The organism is Streptomyces sp. NPDC034084 (assembly GCF_055575535.1).
Genome location: NZ_JBVISK010000001.1, coordinates 934258 through 959684, shown reverse-complemented (window position 1 = coordinate 959684; position 25427 = coordinate 934258). Strand labels below are relative to the sequence as shown.

General features: G+C 73.7%; 20 protein-coding genes, 1 tRNA gene and 1 pseudogene. 16 read left to right on the top strand and 6 right to left on the bottom strand.

Going from position 1 to position 25427, the window contains the following annotated elements:
- The first annotated feature begins 11 nt into the window (after positions 1–11).
- The 3 genes from ACZ51I_RS04365 to ACZ51I_RS04355 all read left to right on the top strand — a co-directional run bounded on the left by ACZ51I_RS04365 (position 12) and on the right by ACZ51I_RS04355 (position 3997).
- Positions 12–533, top strand: coding sequence for an anthrone oxygenase family protein (locus tag ACZ51I_RS04365; RefSeq protein WP_468871406.1), 522 nt, complete (start codon positions 12–14; stop codon positions 531–533).
- Between the two features lie 298 nt (positions 534–831).
- Complete coding sequence (locus tag ACZ51I_RS04360; protein ID WP_468871405.1) at positions 832–1803, top strand: AfsR/SARP family transcriptional regulator; 972 nt, start codon at positions 832–834, stop codon at positions 1801–1803.
- A gap of 178 nt (positions 1804–1981) precedes the next feature.
- The gene (locus tag ACZ51I_RS04355; protein WP_468871404.1) at positions 1982–3997 is read left to right on the top strand and encodes a helix-turn-helix domain-containing protein; all 2016 of its coding nucleotides are present in this window, start codon (positions 1982–1984) and stop codon (positions 3995–3997) included.
- A gap of 33 nt (positions 3998–4030) precedes the next feature.
- On the opposite strand, the gene ACZ51I_RS04350 is transcribed toward ACZ51I_RS04355, so the two are convergent.
- Positions 4031–5293 (bottom strand): IS701 family transposase, encoded by a 1263-nt coding sequence (locus ACZ51I_RS04350; RefSeq protein WP_468871403.1) that lies wholly within the window; start codon positions 5291–5293, stop codon positions 4031–4033.
- A 374-nt stretch (positions 5294–5667) separates the two neighbouring features.
- Between ACZ51I_RS04350 and crcB (ACZ51I_RS04345) the strand changes: the two genes are divergently transcribed.
- Entirely contained in the window at positions 5668–6084 is a 417-nt protein-coding gene (crcB, locus tag ACZ51I_RS04345; RefSeq protein WP_468871402.1) for a fluoride efflux transporter CrcB, read from the top strand.
- Positions 6081–6437, top strand: coding sequence for a fluoride efflux transporter CrcB (gene crcB / locus ACZ51I_RS04340; RefSeq protein WP_468871400.1), 357 nt, complete (start codon positions 6081–6083; stop codon positions 6435–6437). Before crcB (ACZ51I_RS04345) ends, crcB (ACZ51I_RS04340) begins: the two co-directional genes overlap by 4 nt.
- Positions 6438–6455: 18 nt before the next feature.
- Here crcB (ACZ51I_RS04340) and pucL read toward each other — a convergent pair whose 3' ends face one another.
- Both pucL and ACZ51I_RS04330 read right to left on the bottom strand, forming a co-directional pair.
- Positions 6456–7373: a factor-independent urate hydroxylase gene (pucL, locus tag ACZ51I_RS04335; RefSeq protein WP_468871399.1), complete on the bottom strand. Its 918-nt coding sequence runs from the start codon at positions 7371–7373 to the stop codon at positions 6456–6458.
- Positions 7374–7713: 340 nt separating this feature from the next.
- On the bottom strand, positions 7714–8859 hold the full coding sequence (locus tag ACZ51I_RS04330; protein WP_468871398.1) for a winged helix DNA-binding domain-containing protein: 1146 nt from the start codon (positions 8857–8859) through the stop codon (positions 7714–7716).
- Between the two features lie 291 nt (positions 8860–9150).
- On the opposite strand from ACZ51I_RS04330, the gene ACZ51I_RS04325 reads away from it, so the two are divergent.
- The 3 genes from ACZ51I_RS04325 to ACZ51I_RS04315 all read left to right on the top strand — a co-directional run bounded on the left by ACZ51I_RS04325 (position 9151) and on the right by ACZ51I_RS04315 (position 13004).
- Complete coding sequence (locus ACZ51I_RS04325; RefSeq protein WP_468871397.1) at positions 9151–10551, top strand: DUF2079 domain-containing protein; 1401 nt, start codon at positions 9151–9153, stop codon at positions 10549–10551.
- Positions 10552–10638: 87 nt separating this feature from the next.
- Positions 10639–11505, top strand: coding sequence for a hypothetical protein (locus ACZ51I_RS04320; protein WP_468871396.1), 867 nt, complete (start codon positions 10639–10641; stop codon positions 11503–11505).
- Between the two features lie 158 nt (positions 11506–11663).
- On the top strand, positions 11664–13004 hold the full coding sequence (locus ACZ51I_RS04315) for an esterase-like activity of phytase family protein (RefSeq protein WP_468871395.1): 1341 nt from the start codon (positions 11664–11666) through the stop codon (positions 13002–13004).
- A gap of 70 nt (positions 13005–13074) precedes the next feature.
- On the opposite strand, the gene ACZ51I_RS04310 is transcribed toward ACZ51I_RS04315, so the two are convergent.
- The gene (locus ACZ51I_RS04310) at positions 13075–14649 is read right to left on the bottom strand and encodes an IucA/IucC family protein (protein ID WP_468871393.1); all 1575 of its coding nucleotides are present in this window, start codon (positions 14647–14649) and stop codon (positions 13075–13077) included.
- A gap of 136 nt (positions 14650–14785) precedes the next feature.
- On the opposite strand from ACZ51I_RS04310, the gene ACZ51I_RS04305 reads away from it, so the two are divergent.
- Positions 14786–16504, top strand: coding sequence for an IucA/IucC family protein (locus ACZ51I_RS04305; protein WP_468871392.1), 1719 nt, complete (start codon positions 14786–14788; stop codon positions 16502–16504).
- A 39-nt stretch (positions 16505–16543) separates the two neighbouring features.
- The gene (locus ACZ51I_RS04300) at positions 16544–16930 is read left to right on the top strand and encodes a VOC family protein (RefSeq protein ID WP_468871391.1); all 387 of its coding nucleotides are present in this window, start codon (positions 16544–16546) and stop codon (positions 16928–16930) included.
- A 59-nt stretch (positions 16931–16989) separates the two neighbouring features.
- Here the strand turns inward: ACZ51I_RS04300 and ACZ51I_RS04295 are convergent, their stop codons facing one another.
- On the bottom strand, positions 16990–17511 hold the full coding sequence (locus ACZ51I_RS04295) for an ArsR/SmtB family transcription factor (protein ID WP_468871390.1): 522 nt from the start codon (positions 17509–17511) through the stop codon (positions 16990–16992).
- A 77-nt stretch (positions 17512–17588) separates the two neighbouring features.
- On the opposite strand from ACZ51I_RS04295, the gene ACZ51I_RS04290 reads away from it, so the two are divergent.
- Together ACZ51I_RS04290 and ACZ51I_RS04285 are read left to right on the top strand one after the other, a co-directional pair.
- Complete coding sequence (locus ACZ51I_RS04290) at positions 17589–18494, top strand: S41 family peptidase (RefSeq protein WP_468871389.1); 906 nt, start codon at positions 17589–17591, stop codon at positions 18492–18494.
- An 80-nt stretch (positions 18495–18574) separates the two neighbouring features.
- Positions 18575–18912, top strand: a pseudogene (locus ACZ51I_RS04285) (type III polyketide synthase); the annotation flags it as partial.
- A 148-nt stretch (positions 18913–19060) separates the two neighbouring features.
- On the opposite strand, the gene ACZ51I_RS04280 reads toward ACZ51I_RS04285, so the two are convergent.
- A tRNA-Arg gene (locus ACZ51I_RS04280) sits at positions 19061–19133 on the bottom strand.
- Positions 19134–19426: 293 nt separating this feature from the next.
- Here ACZ51I_RS04280 and ACZ51I_RS04275 point away from each other — a divergent pair.
- The 4 genes from ACZ51I_RS04275 to ACZ51I_RS04260 all read left to right on the top strand — a co-directional run bounded on the left by ACZ51I_RS04275 (position 19427) and on the right by ACZ51I_RS04260 (position 25212).
- Positions 19427–21094 (top strand): dynamin family protein, encoded by a 1668-nt coding sequence (locus ACZ51I_RS04275; protein WP_468871388.1) that lies wholly within the window; start codon positions 19427–19429, stop codon positions 21092–21094.
- Between the two features lies 1 nt (position 21095).
- Complete coding sequence (locus ACZ51I_RS04270) at positions 21096–22904, top strand: YfjP family GTPase (RefSeq protein WP_468871386.1); 1809 nt, start codon at positions 21096–21098, stop codon at positions 22902–22904.
- A 189-nt stretch (positions 22905–23093) separates the two neighbouring features.
- Positions 23094–23549 carry a single-stranded DNA-binding protein gene (locus ACZ51I_RS04265; protein ID WP_468871385.1) on the top strand — a complete coding sequence of 152 codons (456 nt, stop codon included), beginning with the start codon at positions 23094–23096 and terminating at the stop codon, positions 23547–23549.
- Positions 23550–23775: 226 nt separating this feature from the next.
- Complete coding sequence (locus ACZ51I_RS04260; protein WP_468871383.1) at positions 23776–25212, top strand: Cys-Gln thioester bond-forming surface protein; 1437 nt, start codon at positions 23776–23778, stop codon at positions 25210–25212.
- Positions 25213–25427 lie beyond the last annotated feature (215 nt).

Below are 25427 nucleotides of genomic sequence, written 5' to 3'. Positions count from 1 at the left end.
AGAATGGCCGCATGGCCACCCTGCTGCTCGCCCTCGCCGTCGTGTGCACCGGTCTCTACGCCGGCTTCATGCTGATCTTCCAGGCCGGGATCATGCCCGCGCTCGCCCGTCTGACGGACCCGGAGTTCGTCACGGCGATGCGCCGGATCAACGAGTACGTGCCGAGGGCCGTGTTCCTGACGGTCTTCCTCGGGGTGATCGCCTTCCCCGCCGCCGCGTTCCTCGTCCCCCAGGAGGGGCGGACGGACACGCAGAAGTGGCTGGTCCTCGCGGGACTCGTCTGCGCGGCCCTCAACCACGCGGTGACCATCGGCGGGAACATCCCGCTCAACACGGCCCTCGCGGAGTCGGAGAAGGTGCCGGCGAGCGGTCCGACGGCCGGCCCGGCGGGCGATCCGACGGCTGGCCCGGCGGGCGATCCGTCGGCGGTCCGGGCCGCCTTCGAGAAGCGCTGGAACGGTTTCCACCGCGTCCGTACGGCCCTGATCACCCTCGCGTTCGGTCTGCTCACCGCCGCCGCCGTGCTCGAGTAGACCGTACCGCCGTGCCGGTTTCTGGCGTGAACTCGCGGGTGGAAGCCCTCCTCGCATCCGCTAGGACCCTGCGAAAGCGTACCCCCGAGTCCGGAAACAGTCTCTCGGCATGCACGGGATCTGCGCCACTGACGAAAACCTGACGCCCTGAAATCCCGACAAAGGGGGTGAATCACCACGATATCCGGGGGTGCCATTCCGTACCCTCCGGTTTCTTATTGACATGCCTACGGGGGTCTTTTCTAATCATCGGGAGTCATCCCGCGCGCAGACACCGCACAGGCACTGAGGGGGCAAGGTGGACGTCCGGATTCTGGGGGGACTGTCGGTACGTGAGAACGGGGTGTCGATCACCCCGACGGCGGCCGCGCCCCGGCAGCTGCTCGCCCTGCTCACGGCCAGCGCCGACCAGGTCGTCCCCGTGACGGTCCTGACCGAGGAGCTGTGGCCGTCCGGCGCGCCGCGCGGCGCCCGCGCCGAACTCCAGGCGCACATAGCGGAGCTGCGGACCCTGATCGCCGGCGCCCTGCGCGACAGCGACCCGGCCGAGCCCCGGCACGGCTGGTCGGACCGGCGCAGCGCCGACGCCATCCTCGTATCCCAGCCCGGCGGTTACCGGCTCGACACCGGCGGCGGCGCGCACGACGTCTGGCAGTTCGAGCGCGCGGCAGGCGCGGGCTACCGGGCCATGGAGGCCGGCGACCTGTCCCGGGCCGCGCTCCGCCTCGGCGAGGCGCTCGCCCTGTGGCGCGGCGAACCCTACGCGGGCGTGGCCGCGGGGCCCCGGCTCCGCAGGGAGATCGAGCGCCTCGAGACCTCGCGGCTCAGCGTCCTCGACCAGTGGGTGGAAGCACAGCTGGGCCTCGGCCGGCACGCCGGACTCGTCTCCGAACTCACCGGACTCGTCGCCCGCTACCGCACCAACGAGCCCCTCCACGCCCACCTCATGGTCGCCCTGCTGCGCTGCGGACAGCACGACGAGGCCCTCACCGTGTACGAGCGGCTGCGCGTGAACCTCAGGGGCGAGAGCGGCAGGGAACCCTCGGCGCGGCTCCGCCGGCTCCAGCGCTCGGTCCTGGCCGTACGGGAGACGGCCGGCCGGCCCGCGTACGGCCCACGGATCCCGTCGCAGTACGCCCCCGCGCGGTACGCCCCCGCCTCACACGTCCCGGCCGCGCATGTTCCCGCCCCGTACGTCCCCGCCCAGTACGGCTCGGCGCAGTACGGCCCCGCACGCCCCCGGCTCGTCCCCGCGGGCTCCGTCGGCTGACCGACCGGCGCCCGACCGACACCCGCCCGGGGGGCCGTCCGCCGGACGGAATGCCCGTCAGGGGGAATGAAGTGCGGCAACTCACCGTTGACCGACTCCCGAAGCCGAATTACTTTCGGCGAGCAGTACGGGTTTCCTCCCAGGTGCCCGATTTCGCTCGACCACGGGGGTAGGGGCCATGACGTTGCACGGCGCGGACGGAGCCGGTGGTGCCGACGCGCTGCTCACGGTCCTCGAACTGCTCGCCCGGCAGGCCCCGCCCGCCGACTTCGACGCCCTCCTCGACGACGCCCGGCGGACCGGGACGGCCGGCGAGGAACTCCACCGCCTGGAGCGGGCCGTGGAACTCGCGGCCGAGGTCCGCTCGGGACACGCGCGCGACGCCCGCCGCGAGGCCGGACTCGCCGCCCTCACCGACACCGCCCGCGACCTCACCCTCTCCTACGACCTCGACAGCCTGCTGCGCGTCATCACCCGCCGCGCCCGGCGGCTCCTCGGGCTCGACCTCGCCTATGTGGCCCTGCGCGGCGAACACGGCGCCTGCTACGTCCACACCACCGAGGGCGCCCGCACCGCGACCGGCCCCGGCCCGCGCCTCGCTCCCGGACTGCGGTTCGCCGAGGGGTACGGACTCGGCGGCGCCGTCCAGCTGCACGGCGAACCCGTCTGGACCGCCGACTACCTCGCCGACGAGCGCTTCGCCCCCTCCGGCTCCCTCGACGCCGGCGTCCACGCCCCCGCCTTCGACGAGGCCGCCGAATCCGCCCTGCGCGCCGAGGGACTCCACGCGATCGTCGCCGCCCCGCTGCGCAGCGGAGACACCGTGATCGGCGTCCTCTACGGAGCGGACCGGCGCGTCCGCCACCACACCGGGGAGGAGATCGGGCTCCTCGCGGGGCTCGCCGACCTCGCCGCCCTCGCCGTCGAGAAGGCCGGGCTCCTCGACCGGACCCGGGCCGAGGTCTCCGAACTGGAGCGGGACAGCTCCCGGGTGCGCACCAGCCTCACCCGGATGCGGCACGTCAGCGAGGCCCACGGCCGCATCATGAACCTCGTCCTCGCCGGCGGCGACCTGTGCCACGTCGCCAAGGCGGCCGCCGACGCGCTCGACGCGACCGTCCTGATCCGCGACCCCGGCGGCCGCCCCCTCGCCGCCGCAGGAGACATCCCCGGCCTCGACGAGGAAGCCGTCGCCAAGGCGTCCCTCGACGCCCACGCCCGCCGCCGCCCCGTCCTCGCCGCCGACGACACCTGGGTCGCGCCGGTCATCGCGGGCTCCGAGGACCTCGGAGGCCTCGTCATCCGCGCCGCCGGGGGCCTCACCGGCGAGGACGAACGTCTCCTCGAACTCGCCGCCCAGTCCGTCGCCTTCCTCCTCCTGATGCGCCGCTCCACCGCCGTCGCCGAAGGACCCGTCCGCGACGAACTCCTCGACGACCTCATCGCCGACCCGCCGCACGCCCCGCAGCAGATCGCCCAGCGCGCCCGCCGCCTCGGCGTCGACCTGCGCCGCCCGCACGTCCTCGTGCTCGCCAGGCCCGAGGGCGGCGAGCAGGGCCGGGCGGTGGTGTGGGCGTCCTCGTACGCGTACCGGCTCTCCGGCCTCAAGACCGTGCAGGGCGGCTGCATCGTGCTGCTGCTCCCCGGCATCGACGCCTCGGCCGCCGCCAAGGCCGTCGCCGCCGAGCTGTCCCCGCTGCTCGGGCACCCCGTCTCCGTCGCCGCCGCCGGTCCCGCCCAGAGCCCGGACGGCATCGGACGGATCCACCAGGAGGCCGGCCGCTGCCTGGACGCGATGAGCGCGCTCGGCGGCACCGGCTCGGCCGCCTCCGTGCAGGACCTCGGCTTCCTGGGGCTGCTGCTCTCCGACGACAACGACGTCGACGGCTTCGTCGAGGCCGCGATCGGACCCGTACTGGACTACGACGCCGAGCGGTTCACCGACCTCACCCACACCCTGGAGGCGTACTTCGCGTCGGGCGGCAGCCCCACGAACGCGGCCGAGGCGCTCCACGTCCACCCCAACACGGTCTCCCGGCGTCTGGAGCGGATCGGCGAACTCCTCGGCCCCGAATGGCAGAAGCCCGGCCAGGTCCTGGAGGTCCAGCTGGCGCTGCGCCTCCAGCGCACCCGCGAGGTCCTGGCCCGCGGACGCGGGCAGACGGGACCCGCGGGGCCCGCCGGACCGGCCTGACGCGCCTGGCTCCCCCGACCACGGGGCCGGCCCTCAGCTCGCCGAGCGCCGCGGGCCGTATCCCGTGTCGTACGCCGCGTCCCAGCCGCCGGCCATGACCGTCGCCGCGTGGGCCGCCGAGGCCAGCGTGATGTGACGGTGCCAGCCGCGGAACGAACGGCCCACGAAGTCCCGCAGCCCCGCCCCCTCGCCGACCTCCGCGAAGTCCCGCTCCACCCGGCGGCCGAGCTTCGTGATCCGCACCAGCGAACCGACCGGAGAGCCCGTCAGGTCGCTGATCCACACCCGGGCCGGGGCCCGGCGCGGGTCGTCCCACTCGCCGAGCAGCACGAGCGGACGCATCCGCTCCCCGCCCGGCGTGGGCAGCGCCACCCGGACGGCCGTCGCGAGCGAGGTCCGCGAGGTCCGCGCCCCCGCCACCGTGTCCACCCAGCTCACCGGCCTGCGCAGCCCCTTGAGCGACTCCAGGATCTGCACCGCGGACAGCGGGCCCGCCCCGAAGCCCGGCAGCGAACGATCGGCGATCGCGAGCCGCGAGCCCGGGTTGATCCGGGCCACCACCGGCACCCCCGCCCCGGCGAGCCGCGTCAGGGCCGCCCGCCCCGCACCGCCCCGGATGTCGAGCAGCACCGGCTTGCGGGTGACGTCGGACCAGCGGGCGGTGTCGAGCGCCGCCGCGACCGCGCACTCCTCGAGCGTCTCCTCGCCGGCCTCCTGCGGGACCTCCGCGCGGTCGCGCCGCGTGCGGTCGTTCACCCAGGGATCCGGCAGGAACAGCCGCCAGTTGACCGGCACGCTCAGCTCGTCGCTCGCGAACCACACCCCGAACGCCTGCTGCCCGTGGAAGACCTGCCCGCGCTCCGGGTCGAAACGCCGGTCCACGCCCACCGAGTGCTCCCCGGCCTTCGGGATCGGCATCGGCCGCACCACCCACGCCTGCGGGCAGCTGTTGCGCTCCAGGTACCGGGCGAGCGCGGCCCGCATGGGCTGCCAGTCCCAGGTGGAACTGGACACGAAGTGGTGCAGGCTCTGCTCGGCCGCCGGCCCGCCGATCTGGGCGGCGATGTTACGGATCGACTTGCGGCCCTGCGCGGTGAGCAGGCCGTGCAGGTACTGCTCGGCCTTCAGGCGCTGGTCGCGGCGCGGAAAGCCGGAGAACAGCGCGGCACACAGCTCGGCGTAGACGTCCCCGCGCGAGTCGGCCGCGCCGCCGGAGGACCTGACGACGCCCAGGGGCACGGCCGGGCCGACGGTCCCGGTGGCGGTCCTGCGCTTGGTTGCGACGGATGTACTCACGACACTCCTGCCCGAAGGTTGCGCAGCTCCCTCCCGCTGCTCCACCACCCTCGCCCGGACCCGCGCACGGGCACGAGGTGTACCCGGCACCCGAAATGGATTCAGGATGGTGGCCGGACCACCTCCCCTCGTGTCGCCGCAGGTCAGAGCCCCCACCGCCGACATGCCACGCACCCCTGTCATGGGGCTCCGTCATACCCCGAGGGGGGATCTGACAGACTCGCCGGCCCCGCTTTGACCCGTCGCAGGGCGTGGCCGGACCATCGCAGAGCGAGGCTGCACGGGCCGGACCCCGGTTAATGCCCCAGGCCGGGGACCGCGCCTGTGCGCCTCGCCTTGACGGGGGGCACGGGCGGCTCTCGTACGCTGGGCGCATGGCTCTGCGCGGGGAACTGCCGGCCGTCGCGGTGGTCGCCGCCGGCGGCGCCCTCGGCGCGGCCGCGCGCTACGGCGCCTCGCTCGCCTGGCCCACCCCCGACGGCGCCTTCCCCTGGACGGTCCTCACGGTCAACGCGTCCGGCTGCGCGGTGCTCGGCATCCTCATGGTCCTCCTCACCGAGACCACGACCGCCCCGCATCCGCTGCTCCGGCCCTTCCTCGGCACCGGTGTCTGCGGCGGGTTCACCACCTTCTCGACGTACGGGCTCGACATCCAGCGCCTGTTGAGCGCGGGCGACCCGACGCGGGGACTCCTCTACCTCGGCGGGACCCTGCTCGCCGCCCTCGCCGCCGTCTGGGCGGGCGTCACCGCCGCCCGGACGGTCGTACGCGGCCGGGGGAGGCACGCGTGAACTGGCTGCTCGTCCTGGCGGGGGCCGCCGTCGGCGCGCCCCTGCGCTATCTCACCGACCGCGCGGTCCAGGCTCGCCACGACTCGGTCTTCCCGTGGGGCACGTTCGCCGTGAACGTCGTCGGGTCGCTCGTCCTCGGCCTGCTGACCGGCGTCTCCTCGGCGCAGGCGCACCTGCTGCTCGGCACGGGCCTGTGCGGTGCGCTGACGACGTACTCCACCTTCTCGTACGAGACGTTCCGGCTGTACGAGAACGGGGCGAGGAGCTACGCGGCGCTGAACGTGGCCGGGAGCCTGGCCGCCGGACTCGGAGCCGTATGGCTGGGAGTGGAGACGGCGGCCGGGCTCGGATGACCTAGCGGCTCAGGCGGCTCAGGCGGTGATCCAGTCGCTGGTCGCGATGACCGGCTGGACGCCGTCCCGGTGGATGGTGCCCTCGATCAGGCCGTACATCCGGTCGGCCGCGAAGTACACCTCGTTGTCGTTCTTCAGGCCGAACGGTTCCAGGTCCACCAGGAAGTGGTGCTTGTTCGGCAGGTTGAGCCGCACCTCGTTGACCGTGGAGACGTGGTCGAGGACCCGGTCCGCCATCGCGTGCAGGGTCTGCTGGAGCGAGTGGCTGTACGTCTCCGCGAACGCCTCCAGCATGTGGCGCCGCACCTTCGCGTACGAGGCGTCCCAGTCGTGCCCGGGGTTCGCCGCCGCCGAGGCCGAGTTCGCCCAGCGGGCGGTCACCTTGGTGGCCAGGATCCGGTCGTAGGCCTCCTGGAGCGTCGTGTACCGGTCCTTGATGAAGCCGTGGAACTCGGAGTTGGTCGAGTTCATGACCGTCAGCTCCTTGAGGCCCGACAGGACCTGGAGCCCGGTGTGCTCCGAGTACGTGATCTGCGCGGTGCGGACCTCCTGCCCCTTGCGGGCGAAGGAGTGCTGCTCCTTGCGCGAGGGCACCGGGATCCGCTCCCAGGTGTACTCCTCGATCCGGATCTGCGCCTCGTGGATCACGGTCTGGGAGCTCACGAAGTGCTGCGCGAGGAGGATGCCGAAGGCCTCGGGGGAGTCGACGCCGTGCTCCTTGGCGAAGGCGTAGACCGTGTTCTTGGTGGTGTCGGTCGGCAGGCAGTTGCCGTTGTCGCCGGTCAGGTGGACCTCGCGGAACTCCCCGCGCAGCGCCACCGACACGTTCAGGTCGCGGATCTCGTGCCACGCGCCGTCGCCGCCCTTGCGGGTGACCGTGACGATGCGGTTCTCGGCCTTGCCGTACTGGTTCTGGGCGAGGACGTGCTTGCTCATGGACTGCTCAGCTCCTGCGGGTACGTGGATACGGGTATCCCGTACGCCCGGCGTCCAGCGCCCCTCCGTCGTCCAGGAGGTGCGCTCCCCGCCGTCCGGCCCGTGAACGGCGGACCGCCCCGGGACTGACGAGCATCCCGGTCCGTAGGTGTCGGCTCGAAGATATGTCCGTTCCCGGTGGCTGGCAATGGGGAGGACTTCTCCCGTAGGGGAAGCGTCAGGACGGGCACGCACGGCGTCAGGGGCGTGTCGACGGAGGCGGCGGGCGGCCCGGGTTCGTCGGCGAACCCCGCGTCGACGTCCGCAGCCCCGGCCTCCCGCTAAGAGAACTGACGGAATGTCAGTACGGCAGTGTCCGGGTCTCGGCCGCCGGCAGGCCCTTCGCCCACCAGTGGTCGTACCGCCTGTACACCCACGGATCGCGGCCGGCGAGCAGCGCCCCCAGGGCCGCCGCCTCGGCCGCGAGCCCGTCCCAGTCCCCGGCCGTCAGCGGGTGGAAGGCCGACGCCTCGATCCCGCCGTCGACCGGCCGCCAGACCCCGGCCACGTGCCCGTCGACGAGGAGCGTGGGGAGCGTGTCGCCGTTCACGCGGATGACGTGCCTGCGGTACGCGGGCGGGATGATCCGGCTGCGGTCCGCGTAGGCCAGCAGGACGTTGTCCCACATCGCCATCAGCCGGGGCGGCGCCGGGACGTCCTCGCCGGGCCGCGCCGCCCCCGGCACGTCGTACAGCACCGTGCCGTCGGGCCCCTCCAGGCGGACGAGGCCGTCCGCCAGGGACGTCACCGCCTCCCGCACCAGGCCGCGCGGGGCCGTCGTGAACTGCGCCATGTCCGGTACGGACGCGGGCCCGAAGCCCTCCAGATAGCGCCGGACCAGCACGGCCAGACCGGCGGCGGACGCCTCCGGGTCGCCGAGCGCAGGCAGCTCGCTCGCCGTCACGAAGGACTGCGCGGCCCCGAACGACCACGGCGGCCCCGTCGGCGCGTGCCACAGCGGCGCGTACTGCCGCACCATCCGCCAGACCACGGCCTCCACCGGCCCGCCCCGGCCCTCCTCGATGTGCCCCCGCAGCTCGGCGCCGGTCCGCGCGGTCCCGGCGTACGCCAGGAGGCCGGGCAGCAGCGCGTCGGCGTCGGCGGCCGTGAACCCCGCCGCCTTGAACCGCGGATCGTGCAGCCGCGAACCGCGCAGCGTCGGCTCCATGCCCTCCCGGAACGCCCGGTAGTCCTCGGCGTGCACCAGGTGCAGCGTGAGTCGCATCAGCGTCGACCTGACCAACTCGAAGCCGCTCAGAGCCGCGTCGAGATCCCCCGGGTCGAAGCCGGCGACCCGGTTCCACAGCGCCACGTAGGCCGATCCGGGGTGCTGCGCCTGCACGCCCACCACCTGCCGTACCGCCTCCGGCACCCCGAGCGGCGCCCGCTCCAGGAGCAACTGCCGATGCAGCGTGGAGCGGTTGAGGGCGCGCGCGGTGATCACCATGGCGCGATTCTCCCTCCCCGACCGCCCGCGGACGCAACGTAGTGTCGTGGCCATGGGACCCGCGTCGCCATCCGTCACCACCGACCCGCCGAGCGAGGCCACGGTCCGTGTGCCGCGCCCGCGCCCGTCAGCGGTACGGGACACGGCGACGGCTCCCGCGGGGACCGTGGACGGCGGCGGCCGGGGGCTCGCGCCCGCCGCCCTCTGCTTCCTCGTCTGCGCGGGCCTCGGGCTGCAGTCCTGGACGGCCCTGCGCGCCACGGGCTTCGACCTCGGATCTTCGACCAGGCCGTGCGGGCGTACGCCCACTTCGAGCTGCCGAGGTCGCCGATCAAGAACGTCCACCACGAATTCCCGCCCGGCTTCTCGCTCCTCGGCGACCACTTCACCCCCGCGCTCGCCCTCCTCGCGCCGCTCTACCGGCTGTGGGACGACCCGCGGACCCTGATCCTCGCGCAGGCCGCGCTGTTCGCGGCGGGCGTGCCGGTCGTCCGCCGCATCGCCCGGCATGCCTTCGTGAACGCGGAGTCCCAGGTCGTCCGCAGGGCGGCCGACCTCGCCGCACTCGTGTACGCCCTGGGCTGGCCGCTGCTCAACTCCGCCTACAACGGCTTCCACGAGGTCGCCTTCGCCGTCCCGTTCACCCTCCTCATGCTGGAACGGGGACTGGCCCACCGCTACGGCGCCACCGCCTCCTGGGCGGCCCTGCTGTGCACGGCCAAGGAGGACATGGGCCTGGTCGTCGGCGCGTACGGCCTCGTCCTCGCGGTCCGCGCCCACCGCGCCGTCCACCGCACGGGCCGCGCCACGGGGATCGCGCTCGCCGTGATCGGACCGCTGGTGTCGGCCGTCGTGATCGGATGGTTCATCCCGGCGATGGGCGGCCCCGAGGGCTACTACTGGTCGTACGGGCGCCTCGGCGCCGACCCGGGGGACGCCCTGGCCCACGTCCTCACCGCCCCGTGGGTCCTGCTCCAGGTCGCCGTCACCCCCTTCGTGAAAGTCGCCATGGTGGCCTGGATCCTGGGCTCCCTCGCCCTCCTCCCGCTCGGCTCCCCGACCTTCCTGCTCGCCGTCCCCCTCCTCGCGGAGCGCGTCCTCTCCGACAACCCCAACCACTGGCCGGTGATCAACCACTACGACGCCTTCCTGTGGCCGATCCTCCTGACGGCCGCCCTGGAGACGCTGGCCCGGCTGCACGCGCGTCGCGGAATCCGTTCCTGGGCGGTCACCGCGCTCGTCCTCTCCTCCGCGGCGGCCGTCGTCCTCGGCCTGAACCTCCTCGTCCGCCCGGACTTCTGGCGGCCGTCCCCGGACAAACGCCCCCTCGCCACGGCGGCCGCGCTCATCCCCGACGGCGCGACGGTGGAGGCCGACAACACGATCGCGCCCCGCCTGACCGCCCGTACGGACGTCGTCATCGCCGACGGGACTCCGCGCGGCGCCGACTGGGTCCTCCTCCGGGTGAACGACCGCACCTTCCCCTTCGCCTCCACCGAGGAACAGCGACAGCGGGTCGAACTCCTCCTCGCCCACGGCTACACGACGGTCTGGCACCGGGACGGCACCGTCCTCCTCCACCGCACCACCCCCACCACGCCCGTCCCCGGCATGCGGCGCCCCGGCCCGGACAGCACCCCCGCCCGGGAAGCCGTCCCCGCGGACGTGGGCGCGAACCTGCTGCGGCGGTAGGGCCCGTGCGGTTTCCGACGCCGCCGGTTCACCCGGGCCACGTCCGCGGGTCACGCGGTCCTCACCCGCGCTCGTGACCATCGGCGCATGACCTTCCCGCCCCGGGCCACGCGCCCGGCCGCCGCCGGTTCGGCCGTCGCGCTCGCCGTCGCCGCCGTCCTCCTCGCCCCGACCTCGCCGGCATACGCCGCGGCCGACGCCCTCCCGACGTACGAGGTGAAGATCAACCTCACCGCGGCGGCCCTCGACGCGAGCTACGCGCCCAGCGCGGCGGTCAAGTCGGCCTTCGGCATCACCGGTTCCGCCAAGGCCCGCTCGTACGGCTACTACGACACGGACGCGCTCGCCCTCGACGCCCAGGGCTGGAGCGTGCGCCTCCGTCACAAGAGCGGCTCGTCGTTCGAGGAGACGTACAAGAAGCGGTTCCCCGTCACGAACGGCGACATCGACGCCGCGCTCACCACGGCCGACGCGGCCGGCTTCGACAGCGGCGACACCGACTACGAGGCCGAGGTCGACTGGGGCTACGCCAAGCAGACCCTCGGCTTCTCCCACGAGAAGTCCCACAGCGCGAGCGGCTACTCCGGCACCGCGATGCCGACGAGCACGACCGGCCGCACCTGGCTCGTCAACGACATCCCCGGCGAGCTGGACGACTGGAACAGCACCGACTGGGGGAAGACCACCCTCCAGGCCTCCCGCGCCCACGGACCCGTCACCGCCAAGGTGTACGGCGGAACCTGGGGGCCCTCCGACGACGCGAGCATCGAGGTGCTGCCGGTGGTCGGCGCGAGCGGAACGGGCACGGAGCACGTCGTCGAGCTCTCCTTCAAGACCGACTCGTACACCGCCGCGGCCGACCTGCACGCGGACGCGATCGCCGTCGCCGAGGCCAACGGCTGGCTGTACCACGGGGACATCCTCAAGACGCGGCTCATCCTCGACCGGTACTAGGAAGTGTCTTGAGACATCCCCTTCGACGTACGAGGGCGGACCGGGCGTTCACCCGGGGCTCCCCCCGGCGTCGTGAACACGTCGCCCCGCGTTGCGCGGAGGACTGGACCATGAGGCCGCCCTCACCGGCGCCCTTCCACGTCATCCAGGGAGTACAGATGAATCCGCGCCTCCTGCGCCGGCCCGCCCTCGCCGTCCTGGTCCTGTCCACCGCGCTCGCGCTCTCGGTGGTCGTCGGGACGGCCGACGCCACCCCGGCGCACCACGGCCGGCCCGCCGCCCGGGTCGTCTCCACCTCCGCCCTGCCCGACCTCCCGCTGGCCGCCTTCAGCAACGGCATGCTGCCGGGCAGCGTCGCCGACGACCGGGGCGTGGACCTCGGCGGCATCGGCAGCGACCTGTACCCGGCCGAGCGGCGCGGCGAGTACTGGACCGTCACCGATCGGGGCCCCAACGGCCAGACAGTCGTCGGCAAGGACAAGCGGCGCACCTTCCCCGTGCCCGGCTTCGACCCGGCCATCGTCAAGATCCGCGCCGTCGGCGGCCGGATCCAGGTCCTGAAGTCCATCCCGCTGACCACGGCATCCGGCGCCCCCGTGACCGGTCTGCCGAACCAGCCGGGACGCGACGAGGCCCCGTACTCGTACGACGCCTCCACCCCGCTTGCGTACGACCCGAACGGCCTGGACACCGAGGGCCTCGTCCGCGACCGGGACGGCGGCTTCTGGCTGGCCGACGAGTACGGGCCCTCGCTCGTGCACGTCTCCGCCCGGGGCCGGGTCCTCGCCCGCCACGTGCCCCAGGGGCTCGGCCTGACCGGTGCCGACTACCCGGTCGTCGAGTCGCTGCCGTCGATCTTCCTCCAGCGCAAGGTCAACCGCGGCTTCGAGGGCCTCGCGCTGCTGCCCGACGGCGATCTCGTCCTCGGCCTGCAGAGCCCGCTGCTCAACCCCGACAAGGTCTCCGGGGAGAACTCCCGCACGACCCGGCTGCTGCGCTTCTCGCCCCGCCGGAACCGGGTCACCGCCGAGTACGCCTACCGCTTCGACGCCGTCGGCACCGTCGAGCCCGGCCAGACCAGGACCTCCGAGCTGAAGCTCTCCGCGCTCGTCGCCGTCGGCGGCGACCGCCTCCTCGTGCAGGAGCGCACCGACAAGGCCGCCCGCCTCTACGAGGTCCGCCTCCGCCGCGGCGTCGACCTCCTCGGCACCCCCTGGGACACCGGGGCGGAGCCCACCCTGGAGCAGCTCGACGACTCGGCCGCCGCCGGGGTGCCGGTGCTCGGCAAGCGGCTGGTGATCGACCTCAACACCGTCGAGGGCGTCCCCGGGAAGATCGAGGGCGTCGCCGTCGAGGGCTCCTCGACCCTCGTCCTGCTCAACGACAACGACTTCGGGATGACGGACGGCCCCGAGGCCTTCGACGCGCGGGGGCGCCTCGTCGACAGCGACGTGGAGACCACCCTCGTACGGGTGAGGCTGAACCGCCCGGTCCGCTGACCGGCTCGGTCCGGGGCTGCCGCTGCGGACACCGGCTCGGGCCGCCGGCCTTCTCAGCCCGGCGGCCTTGTCAGCCCGGCGGCCGAAGCGGATTGGCCATCGGTACGTAACGGGCGTCGGCGCCGTCCGCGTCGAGCCAGCGCAGCAGCAGGTTGGTCTTCGCGGGCACGTGCGGCGAGCCGAGCAGCGCGGCGATCTCCGCCGGTCCGCCGTGCTCCGCCGCGTACCCGGCGAACACCGCCCGCGCCCGGGACCACAGCTCACCGGCGAGCTCCGGGTGGCGGTCGGTGAGGGCGCCGGCGATCTCGGAGAGGTTGTTCGTCACCAGGCAGTACGCGAGCCGCTCCCAGCCGTGCGCCGCGCTCACCGCGGGAGCGGGCGCCTGTGGCCCGTGCCTGTCCAGGAGCCCGCGATGCCGCTCGGCGACGATCCGTACCCCCTCGTGGTCGCGGAAGATCACCTGCGCCGGGAGGCCGGTGCCGTCCACGCCGACGAGGACGTTCTGCAGATGGCACTCCAGGACCAGGCCGTGCGCCCGCCAGGCGTGCAGCACCGGCGGCACCAGCAGGTCGAGGTAGCGCTGCCACCAGACGAGCGCCCGTTCCGGGGCGAGCCCGTCGAGCGGGTTCCCGGGGAAGCCCTCGCCGATGCCCGCCGCGAGCAGTGGTGTCACCCCGGGCAGCAGGTGCGGCCGCAGTCCCTCGCGGGCGATCACCGCGAAGCCCTCGTAGGCGTGCTGTCCGCCGAGGTCGGCGGTGCGGTAACCCCGGTCGGCGAGGAACGTCGCCATGGGGAAGGGATCGAGGACGGGCGCGAGGAGGCCGGCGATCGTCCGCAGCCACAGCAGGTCGCGCAGCTCCAGACGGCGGTTCCCGTTGGTGATGCGCACGTCCAGGCTGAACTTGCAGAAGAGGTCGGCCTCCGGCAGGTACACGGTTCGTACGGAGGAGGTCGGCACGGCCGGGCCCGCCGCCGGCGCACTGGCGCCGAGCCGCAGCAGCCGCCCGTCGCGGAACGCGGGCAGCTCACCCAGCAGGTCCAGTTCCCAGGGGTGGATCGGGAGGCCGACGTAGCCCTCGGGCGTCCCCGTCCCCAGTGCGTCCAGGAGCGACAGGTCGCCGTCCTCGGCGACGACGTCGGCCCGGACGCCGAGGAGCTCCAGCGGGAAGCGGGCGTACGCCTCGGGCGCGTACGGCAGCCAGCTCTCCGGTGCGCCCGCCCCGCGTGCCTTGGGCGCCGGGTGGAACCGGTGCCCGGCGAGCAGCGCCTGCTCCGACCGCAGGTACGGATCGTCCGGCGGCGACGCGGACGCGCGCGCGTCCTGCAGCGCCACGACGACGTCCCTGCTGTCGGTCATCTCGCCGACGACCGTCCTGTTGGTGACGCCGGTGCGGCGGCCGAGCTCGTCGGCGGTCAGCGCCACGAGGGCGTCGAAGGTCAGCGGGAGCCAGCCCCCGTCGGTGCGGACGCAGGGCTCGGTGGGCCGGCGGCCGGCCCGGACCCGCAGCAGCCGGCCGGTCGCCGGAAGCCGGTGGACGGCGTGGTCCGCGTCCGGGCACGGCTCGGTCTCGGCCACCTCCCGGACGAGGCAGTTGAGGAGGGCGGTGGCCGACAGGGCGTCGGCCCGGCCCTTGGCTTCACTCACGACAGCGCCTTCCACCCGTTCCCCGGCGGGTCGTCCACCGGTAGGGACATCCTGTGCAGGGTAGTGAGCCTTCATGCACTTCGCTCCGGATCACGATACGAGCGCACGCCGAGACCCGCGCGCCCCTGAGACGACCTTGGGGGCGGCGTCGGGGGGAGACCCTGGGCCGGAGGCGGCCGGTGGCGCGCCCACCGCGGAGGCGGCCGGCGCCGTCGCCCCAGAGGCGGCGCTCACCGTCGAGACCGACTTCGCCGCCGACCTGGCGGACGTCGCTCCCCGGCTCCTCCTCGCCTACCGCCGGGAGCTGCCCGCGGCCCGGGTGGCGGTGCTCGGCCGGCTGTGGCGGGCGCTGCTCCACGAGCCGCTGCCCGGCGTCGCGGCGCGCGACGGTCACACCGGCCGGGTGCGCCTCGCCGACGGCCGGGTCCTCAGCGGGCCGCCCCGGCTCCCGTACGACCTGGTGGTCCCCGGCGAGGACGTGACCGTACGGCTCGACGGCCGCGCCCACGACCACCCGGCCGCCCTCCTCGCCGCGCTCGGCCTGCCCGGCGCCGGCCCCCTGGTCGCCGAGCTCGCCCACAGCGTCGCCTCCCTGGCGCTGTCCCGTGCGGGGGCGGCAGAGGCGGGGACGGGGACCGCGGGGGCGGACGACCTGGCGTACGTCGAGCAGAGCATCGTCGACGGGCATCCGTACCACCCCTGCTGCCGCAGCCGCCCGGGCCTCTCGGTCGCCGAGCAGCTCGCGTACGCACCCGAGCACCGGCCGGTCGTCGGCCTCGACCTGGTGGCGGTCCCGGCCGACCGGTGCCGCGTCGCGGGGGAGTGGCCGGAGCGGCTGCGGGACGGCGACCGGCTGCTGCTGCCCGTGCACCCCTGGCAGAGCGAGCACGTCCTGCCGGGGCTGGGACACCGGCCGTTCGAGACGGGGGCGATCCCCGCCCGTCCGCTGATGAGCGTACGAACCCTCGCCCCGCTCGCCGGGGGCCCGCACCTGAAGACGGCGCTGACCACGCGGATGACCAGCGCGATCCGTGACATCTCGGCGAGCGGTGTCGAGAACAGCGCGCCGCTCTCCGCCCTCCTGGCGCACGTGGTGGCCGACCTGGCCGACACGCTGCGCATCACCCGCAACCTGGGCGGCGCCTCCGCCCTCGTACGCGGGGAGGCCAGTGCCGACCTCGCCGTCCTGCTCCGTGAGTCGCCGACCGCCGCCGCCCGCCCGCGACCGGGGGAGAGGGTCCTGCCGCTGGCGGCGCTCGCCGCCCGCCCCGCCGGCGACGGACCGCCCCTGATCCGGACGCTCCTGGCGTCCGCCGGTGCCCGGGACGCGAGCGCCGACTGGCTGGCCGCCTTCGCCGGCCTCGCGGTCCCGCCGCTCCTCGGCCTCCTGAGCCGGGGCGTCGCGCCCGCCGCGCACGGGCAGAACCTCCTGGTCGTGCTCGACGCGCACGCCCGCCCCCGCCGGCTGGTCTACCGCGACCTCGCCGACGTCCGGCTGAGCCCCGGGCGCCTCGCCCGGCACGGTTTCGACGCCGCTCCCGTCGCCGGGCGGGTGATCGACGACGACCCGGCCGTGCTCCGCACGATGCTCTTCGGCCATCTCTTCGGCACCACCTTCGGGACCCTGGTCGCGGCCCTCGCCGACCGCGACCGGACGGCGGAGGCCCGCCTCTGGTCGGTCGTCGCCGCCGCTGCCCGCCGCGCCTACGACGACCTCCCCGCGACCCCGGAGAACCGGGCCGACCGCGCGGCCCTCTTCGGCCCGGAGCTCCGGGTCAAGGCCCTCACCTTGATGCGGCTGCGCGGCGTGGACCGCGACGAGTGGATCCCCCTGCCCAACCCCCTCGTGACCTGACCGCAGAGACGCCGATACCGACGTGCTTGCATGGGCGGCATGAGTGACGCGTACGAGAACGAGACCGGGTCGCCGGCCCGCTTCAAGGACCTGGCCCTCGACGCCGTCGACCACCAGGCCGTGGCCGACTGGTGGTGCGCGGCCCTGGGTTACGAGCGGAAGCCGCCGGCCGACGGGTCCGAGCGCCCCGGCGCCTGGCCGGTCCCGCTGGTGGATCCGACCGGCGCCGGCCCGCTGATCTGGATCAACCCGGTGTCCGAGCCGAAGAAGACGAAGAACCGTATGCACCTCGACGTGTGGGGCGCTCCCGACCGGCTCGTGGCACTCGGCGCGACCGTGCTCCGCGAGCCGGACGACGAGATCGACTGGCACGTCCTGGCGGACCCGGAGGGCAACGAGTTCTGCGTGTTCACTCCGGCGACCTGACGGCGGGGCAAAAGGAGCGGCGTCCGCCCGCCGCGCAGACGGGACTTTCGAAACTCGCTCTAGCCGGAGCCGGTGGTGCCGGTCGGCGGGGCCTGCTGGTAGAGCGCCACCAACACGCCGTGCAGGGGCTGGTCCTCGGCATCCTCCTCGGCCTCGTCGACCAGCTCGGCGAGGGCATCGCCGAGTTCTCTCGCCTTCGCGGGGCTGAGAGGCAGGTGGCGCAGCGTCAGCCGGGTCTCGGCGGGAGAGCGGTCCAGCTCCTGGGCGACCGCGGCGAGCATCGCGGCCGTGCCTGCCGCCTGGGGTTCGGCGACGACCATGTGGCGGGCCGTGCGCTGGTGGTACTGCTCCGTGCCGCCGCGGACCTGGCGGGTCTCGGCGATGTGGACCAGCCCGGCTTCGCGGAGCACCTTGAGGTGGTGGGCCACGTTGCCCTTCTTCGCGTCGAGCTGCGCCGCGAGCTGGCTGGTGGTGGCAGGCCGGTGACCCAGGGCGAAGAGCAACCGCTGGCGCAACGGATGAGAGAGCGCCGCGAATTGCTCGGGCGCGCCGATCTCCAGAACATCCTCAGGGGGTGGCATATAGGGAGGCTGATCACTCATACCGAAAGTGTCTAAATTCTTTGACGCTTCCGCAAGCGCGGTGCTCTACTCCTGCCATGACGACTTCGACGAAGCTTCTGCCGGCCCCTGTCATCGACGAGACGGTGCGGCTCCTGACCGGGCACTACGTTTTCCCGGAGACAGCCGAACAGCTCGCCGGCCTACTGCGTCGACGCCTCGCCGAGGGTGCCTACGACGTCGACGACGCCGGGGAGCTCGCCCGGCGGGTCACCGCGGACCTGCAGTCCGTCAACGGCGACCGACACCTGAGACTGAAGCACCACGCCGACCCGGTGTCCCCGCAGCAGGGGGCGGCCACCCGGGACGCCATGCGCCGGGACTTCGACACCTCGCTGGGCGGGGCGCCCCGGGTGCAGTTGCTCGACGGAGGGGTCGCCGTGGTGGAGCTGGCACCGATGCTGTTCCCGCTGGAGTGGGCCGCCGAACCGCTGAGCGCCGCGCTCACCCTGGCCTCCCGCGCCCAGGCGCTGATCGTCGACCTGCGCACCAACCGGGGCGGCGACCCGGACACGGTCGCGTTCGTCTGCAGCTACCTCCTCGACGAGCGCACCCACCTCAACACGATGCACTGGCGCGGTGGCGAGCGCGGCGAGCAGTCCTGGAGCCTGCCGCACGTTCCCGGCGCGCGCTTCGGCGGCGGCAAGCCGTTGTACGTGCTGTCCAGCGACAGCACCTTCTCCGCCGCCGAGGAACTGGCGTACGACCTCCAGCAGCTCGGCCGCGCCATAGTCGTCGGCGAGCGCACCCGCGGCGGCGCACACCCGTGCAGGGGCTGGACCGTGCACCCCCATCTGGAAGCCACCGTCCCCGTCGGCCGCGCCGTCAACCCGGTCTCCGGCACGAACTGGGAGGGCGCCGGTGTGCATCCGGACGTCCCTTGCCCTGCTGCCGACTCCCTCGCCCGCGCCCACGCGCTGGCCCTCGCCCGACTGGCAGGCTGACCGGGTCGAGTTCATCGACGGCACTGCGCGACGCACCTCCCCGAGCCACCCCGGCGGCGGCGGAGGCCGGCCAGTGCGCACCCGCTCACGAAGATCGAACCGTCGGGTATCGGCAGACGGGTATTCATTCCACAGTCCGTGCGAAATTCCTGGCCCCGGTACGGCGGGCGGTGGAGGACGCCGGGCTGCGCGCCACCGGTATCGACCTGATCATCTACGTGTCCTGCACCGGGTTCACGAGGCCCCCTCGCTCACCGCCCGGCTCATCGACTCGACGGGGCTTTCCTCCATCACCCGGCAGCTGCCGACAGGCCGGCTGGGCTGCGTGGCCGGCGGAGCGGCGATCAACCGGGCGCACGACTTCTGCACGGCCGGCCCGGAGGCGAACGCGCTGATCGTGGCCTGTGAGTTCCGCTCCGGGAAAAGCGGCCGCCAGAGGCCGGCTCCGAGCGCGTCAAGCCGGACGGATCCAGCCATCCGAGGTTCTCTCCCCGGCACCTTCACCATCGGCTGAATTCAGCCCTGACCAGCAAAAAGACCCTCCCGAAGGAGGGTCTTCCGTCATGCGCCCCCGGCAGGACTCGAACCTGCGGCCAAGTGCTTAGAAGGCACCTGCTCTATCCACTGAGCTACGGGGGCCGGGTGGTGGCCGTGTGGCCAGGAGCCCCTGGTGGGTGGGGTGTGGCCTGCCGGGACAAGGATAGGGCTCCGATCGCCTTGGCCCGGTTGCTTCACCTGCGTGGCACGATGTGGAGGTTCGGTGAAGCGAACCGATAATCGCAGGCAGGTGCGATTCGCGCAGCGCTTTTCGCGCCACTCGGGGCGGGTGTTGTGCACTCGTTATGCCCGGCCTTCCGGTCACCACCTTTCTCTTCGGCGCGCAGGGCCGCCATACGCTTCAAAAACACTCATAAATTGGGCATTCTTCACATGTGGTGACCTTGGACGAACGGCCTCAGCTGATCGACGCACTCTCCGCCCTGCGCGACCGAGTCGCCGCCGTGCGTCTCCCACTGCCCCTCCCCGACACGCCCCGGGCCCGCCAGACCCGGGCCGAACTGCTCGCCCAGCTCGACGACTACCTGGTCCCCCGGCTGAAGGACCCCGACGCCCCGCTCCTCGCCGTCGTCGGCGGATCCACCGGCGCCGGGAAGTCCACCCTGGTCAACTCCCTTGTCGGGCGTCGCGTCAGCGAGTCGGGAGTGCTCAGGCCCACGACCCGGACGCCCGTCCTCGTCTGCCACCCCGAGGACCACCACTGGTTCGCCGGCATGCGGGTCCTCCCGCAGCTCACCCGCGTCTGGCTGCCCCAGGCCGACGAGGACCACGCGGTCGACGAGCCCGCCCCCGAGGAGAACGCGCTGCGCGTCGAGACGGCCGCCTCGCTGCCCCGGGGGCTCGCCCTGCTCGACGCGCCCGACATCGACTCCCTCGTCGTCGAGAACCGGCTCCTCGCCGCCGAGTTGATCTGCGCCGCCGACATCTGGGTCATGGTCACGACCGCCTCGCGGTACGCCGACGCCGTGCCCTGGCACCTGCTCCGTACCGCGAAGGAGTACGACGCCACCCTCGTCACCGTCCTCGACCGCGTCCCCCACCAGGTCATCGGCGAGGTCTCCCGCCAGTACGAGGCGCTGCTCGACAAGGCCGGCCTCGGCGACGTGCCCCGGTTCACCATCCCCGAGCTCCCCGAGTCCGCGGACGGCGGCAGCGGCCTGCTGCCCGACAGCGCCGTCGCCGCACTGCGCGGCTGGCTCGCCCACCGCGCCCTGGACCCGGCGGCCCGCCAGCAGGCCGCCGACCGGACCGCCACCGGCGTCATCGACTCCCTCGACGCCCGGCTGCCCGAACTGGCGGCCGCCGTCGCCACCCAGTACGCCGCCGCCGTCCGCCTCGGCGGCGCCGTCGAGGCCGCGTACGGGGAGCAGGGCAGACGGGTCCGCAAGGAGCTCGGCCGCGGCGCCGTCCTCGCCGGGGACGCCCGCACCCGCTGGCGCGGCTACCCCCGCGACAGCACCGCCGAGGAGCTCCTGGACGCCCTTTCCGAGTCCCTCGCCGCCCTCCTCCACTGCGCGGTCTCCGCGGCCGAGGAACGGGTCCGGGACACCTGGCGCCGCGAACCCGCCTCCGAGGCCCTCGGCCCGCCGCGGACCGGCGGCGACCGGGAGACGGCGGAACGGATCGGCGTGGAGGTACGCCGCTGGCGCCGCGTGCTCGAAGAGCTGGTCGAGGAGGAGGTACGGAGCGTGGACCACCGCGCCCCCGGCTCCAGGTCCTCCGGTTCCGGGGCGTCCGCCCCCCGGCCCTCGGGCTCCCGCGGCGCCGTCGCCGAGCCCGACACCGTCGCCGCACTCCTCGCCGCCTCCCTCCTCGGGGGCCGCCGTGCCCGCGCGGCCGGTGAACGCCTCGCCGAACTGCTCGGCGCCCAGGTCGCGCTGCGGCTGCGCGACAAGGGCGGCGAACTCGTCCTCTCGTACGTCGACCGCGTCCTGCACGCCGAGCGCGACCGCCGCCTCGCCCCCCTCGACGCGCTCGACGTGACCCCCGAGCCGCAGGCGGAGCTGATCGCCGCGCTCTCCGTACTGCAGAAGGAGAAGTGACGTGGAGGAAGACGACCGGGAGCGCGGCCGCGAGCGCTGGGACGACGGGCTGATCGCGCGACGCGCGAGCGAGCGGGCCGCCGTCACGGAGGCGAAGCCGCGCGAGCCCCGGGTGGACGAGGACGCCCTGCCGCCCCTCGGCGGCAGCTACGGCGGGCCCCTCCGCCGCCGCCTCGACGCCCTCCACGAGCTCGTCGGGCTCTCCCGTACGCGGGTCGAGAGCGAGGCCCTCGCCGAGGCGGGACGCGTCCTCGACGAGGCCGCCGCCCGCCAGCGGCTCTCCTCCCGGCACACCGTGATCGCCCTCGCCGGCGCCACCGGCAGCGGGAAGTCCACGCTCTTCAACGCCCTCGCCGGCGTGCCCGTCTCCGAGACCGGACTGCGCCGCCCCACCACCTCCGCGCCCATCGCGCTCAGCTGGTCCGAGGGCGCCGCCGGGCTGCTCGACCGGCTCGCCGTCCCCAGCCGGCTCCGCCGCCGGCCCCTCGCGGGCGGCGCCGCCGACACCGAACTCCAGGGACTCGTCCTGGTCGACCTGCCCGACCACGACTCGGCGGTCACCGCCCACCGCGATCAGGTCGACCGGGTCCTCGGCCTCGTCGACGCCGTGATCTGGGTCGTCGACCCCGAGAAGTACGCGGACGCGGCCCTCCACGAGCGCTACCTGCGGCCGCTCGCCGGGCACGCCGAGGTCACCTTCGTCGTCCTCAACCAGATCGACCGGCTCGGCACCGAGGCCGCCGACCTCGTCCTCGACGACCTGCGCCGCCTGCTCGACGAGGACGGCGTCGCGCTCGGCGAGCACGGCGAGCCCGGCGCGACCGTCCTCGCCGTCTCCGCGCTGACCGGTGAGGGCGTACCCGAACTGCGCGAACTCGTGGCCCGGTTCGTCCAGGAGCGCACCGCTCCCGAGCGCCGTCTCGCCGCCGACGTCGACGCCGCCGCGGCCCGGCTGCGCCAGGCCTACGTCGCCGACGGCCGGCCCGGCCTCGACGAACGGTCCCGGGACGCCTTCGCGGACCGGCTCGCCGTCTCCGTCGGCGCCCAGGCCGCGGGCGAGGCCGCCGAACGGGTCTGGCGCCGGGGCGCCATCCGCGCCTGCGGCACCCCCTGGCTGCGGCTCTACCGGTGGTACGAGCGGATGCGTACGCACGGTTCCACCGACCCGCACCTCGCCTCGCCCGTCGAGGACGAGCTGACGGCTCGCCAGCGTGTCGAGCAGGCCGTACGGATCGTCGCCGACGAGGCCTCGCGCGGGCTCCCCGCGCCCTGGGCGCAGGCGGTGCGCGAGGCGGCGGCGCGCGGGGCCGAGGGGCTGCCGGAGGCGCTCGACGAGCTGACCGTCTCCATGGGCGACCCGGCGGCCCGGCCGCCCCGGCCCGCCTGGTGGCCGGCGGCCGTCCTCGCCCAGGTCCTGATGACGCTCCTTCAGGTCTTCGGCGCACTCTGGCTGGTGGGGCAGATCGTCGGTGTCGTCCAGCCGGGCCTGCTGCCGCCGGTCCTCGTGATGCTCGGCGGCATCATCGGCGGGCCGCTCGTCGAATGGGCCTGCGAGAGCGCGGTGAAGGGGCCGGCCCGACGGTACGGGCAGGAGGCCGAACGCCGGCTGCGGGAGGCGGCCGCCGCATGCGGCCGGGCCCGGGTCCTCGACCCCGTGGCGGCGGAGCTGATGCGGTACCGGGAGGTGCGCGAGCAGTACGCGACGGTGGTGGGCTCACGGCCGTCGGCGGCGGCCGCCCGGGTGGTCGGCACCGGCCGCTCCGGTACGACGCGACTGGGGGCGACGAGGGCAGGCGTACGCGGGAGGTAGGGGGCGTGGAGGGATGCCGGCCGGGTGCTCCCGGTCGGGGTCGCGCGCCCTCGGTTTCACCCTTGCGAGTGAGGGAGTTGTCCCCTGTCGGCCGCCCGTCCACAGGCGCGAGCGGGGTTCGCCCGGCCGCCCCAGCATGGTTCCCACGAGGTGTCCACGCAGCAGGACACCGGAGAGTGGGGGCGAACCATGAACGACACGACCGTGACGCTCGTCGGCAACGTGGCGACGGCGGTGGAGTACCGGGACACCGTGGCCGGCGGGGTGGCCCGCTTCCGGTTCGCGGTGACCGCGCGCCGCTGGGACCGGGAGCGGGGACTCTGGTCCGACGGGAACACCAGCTTCTACACGGTGTCGGCCTGGCGCACGCTCGGGGCAAACCTCGCGGCCTCGGTCTCCGTCGGGGAACCGCTCGTGGTCCACGGCAGGTTGAAGGTACGGGAGGAGGAACGCGACGGGCAGCGCAAGACGTTCGTGGACGTGGACGCGGTGGCCGTGGGGCACGACCTCAGCCGGGGGACGGCGGCCTTCCGGCGGGCCGCGCGGGCGGCGGAGCCCAGGCCGCAGCCGGAGCAGGACCCGTGGGTGGTTGCGGCGGAGGAGGGGACGGAGGCGGTACCTCCGCAGCTGGTAACCGCGCCCTGACCTTGCGTTGTGGGGATTTGTCGACCAACTCGCCCTGCGTGATAACGATTCCGAGTCGGAATGGTTATCTGACCGTATGCCAGGGCACCGGGGGGCTCCGCATCCCTAGGATTCCCGGGTACTCATGTGGCACTTGAGCCCATCGAGTCTGTGAGTCTTGCTGGCGTGCGCTCCCCCCATGCGGATCGACCAAGTTCGCGGAGCGGCTCGCCCGGAGGGGAATCCAATGTTTTCAGTTCGTGGGCGTGGCGTCGCCCGCCTTGCCGCCGCGACCCTTGTCTCCGGACTCGTCGCGGCCGGTGCGATAGCGACCGCCGGTCCGGCCCTGGCCGATGACGGTGCCGCGGGCACCGGCGGCGTCACGGCGAAGCTCGGTCGCATCACCGACGGAGGAGACGTCGAGGTCAAGGAGGAGAACGGCAAGGTCCGGACGGTCGGCGGTGGCCTCTTCACCATGCAGGTCGAGGGCGGGGGCACTCTCTCGGCCTACTGCATCGACTTCCACACCGACGCGCAGCACGACTTCGACTACAAGGAGGTCGGCTGGGACCAGTCGTCCCTCCACAGCAACGAGAACGCCGGCAAGATCCTCTGGATCCTGGAGAACGCCTACCCCAAGCTCTCCACCGAGGCCCTCGGGGCGAAGCTCGGCGTAGACCTTTCCAAGGGCGAGGCCGCCGCGGGCACCCAGGCCGCGATCTGGAAGTTCTCGGACGGGGTCGAGGCCACGCCGAAGGAGCCCGATGCCAAGAAGCTGACGGATTACCTGCTCCAGAACGTCGGCGAACTGCAGGAGCCCAAGGCATCCCTGAGCCTCTCCCCGGCCACCGTGGCGGGCAAGGCCGGCGAGAAGCTCGGCCCGATCACCGTCACCACCAACGCCGAGACCGCCAAGCTCGCGCCCGCCCCGGGTGCCGCCGCCGGTATCCAGGTCGTCGACAAGGACGGCAAGCCGGTCACCGACGCCAAGAACGGCGACCAGGTCTACTTCGACGTTCCGGCCGGCACCGCCGACGGCACCGCCGAGCTGACCGCCGAAGCCACCACCAAGGTCTCGCTCGGCCGAGCCTTCGTCTCCATCGACGGCCCGTCGCAGACCCTGATCCTCGCCGGCTCCAGCGACTCCACCGTGAACGCCAAGGCCTCCGCCACGTGGGCCAAGAAGGGTGCCGTCCCGTCTGTCGCGGTCGCTAAGGACTGCGCCAAGGGCGGCCTGGAGATCATCGCCGGCAACAAGGGCGACGAGCCCTGGACCTTCGACCTGAAGGGCACCTCGTACACGGTCGGCGCCGGTGAGACGAAGACCATCACGGTCCCGCTCGCCGAGGACGAGGCGTACAAGTTCACGATCACCGGCCCGAACGGCTTCGAGGAGACCTTCGAGGGCGTCCTGGACTGCAAGACGGCCACCCCCGGCCCGAAGCCGTCGGAGACCCCCTCCACCACCCCCTCGGCCACGCCGTCCACCCCGTCGACCACCGGCGGTACCACCGGTGACACCACGGGCGGCACGACCGGCACCACCACGACCGGTGGCGGCGACCTCGCCGAGACCGGCAGCTCCAACGCCACCCCGATGATCGCCGGCATCGCCGCCGCGCTCGTCGTGGTCGGTGGCGGCGCGGTGTTCTTCCTCCGCAAGAAGAAGACCGCCGGCCAGTGAGCCAAGCCCCAGGTGCCGGTCTCACCCCGGCACCCGGGCCCACCCCGGCCTCACTCCGTGAGCCCCTGAGGTGACCCCCGACGACCCCGGAGCGCACCCGCGCCCGGGGTCGTCGCACGTCCACCGCCGGGTCCGTCAGCCCGGCGCTGCGGCGCGACGACGAGGAGCGGCCGCGCCGGCGCACGGCTCGCGGGCGGCGACGGCTGGGCTGGGGC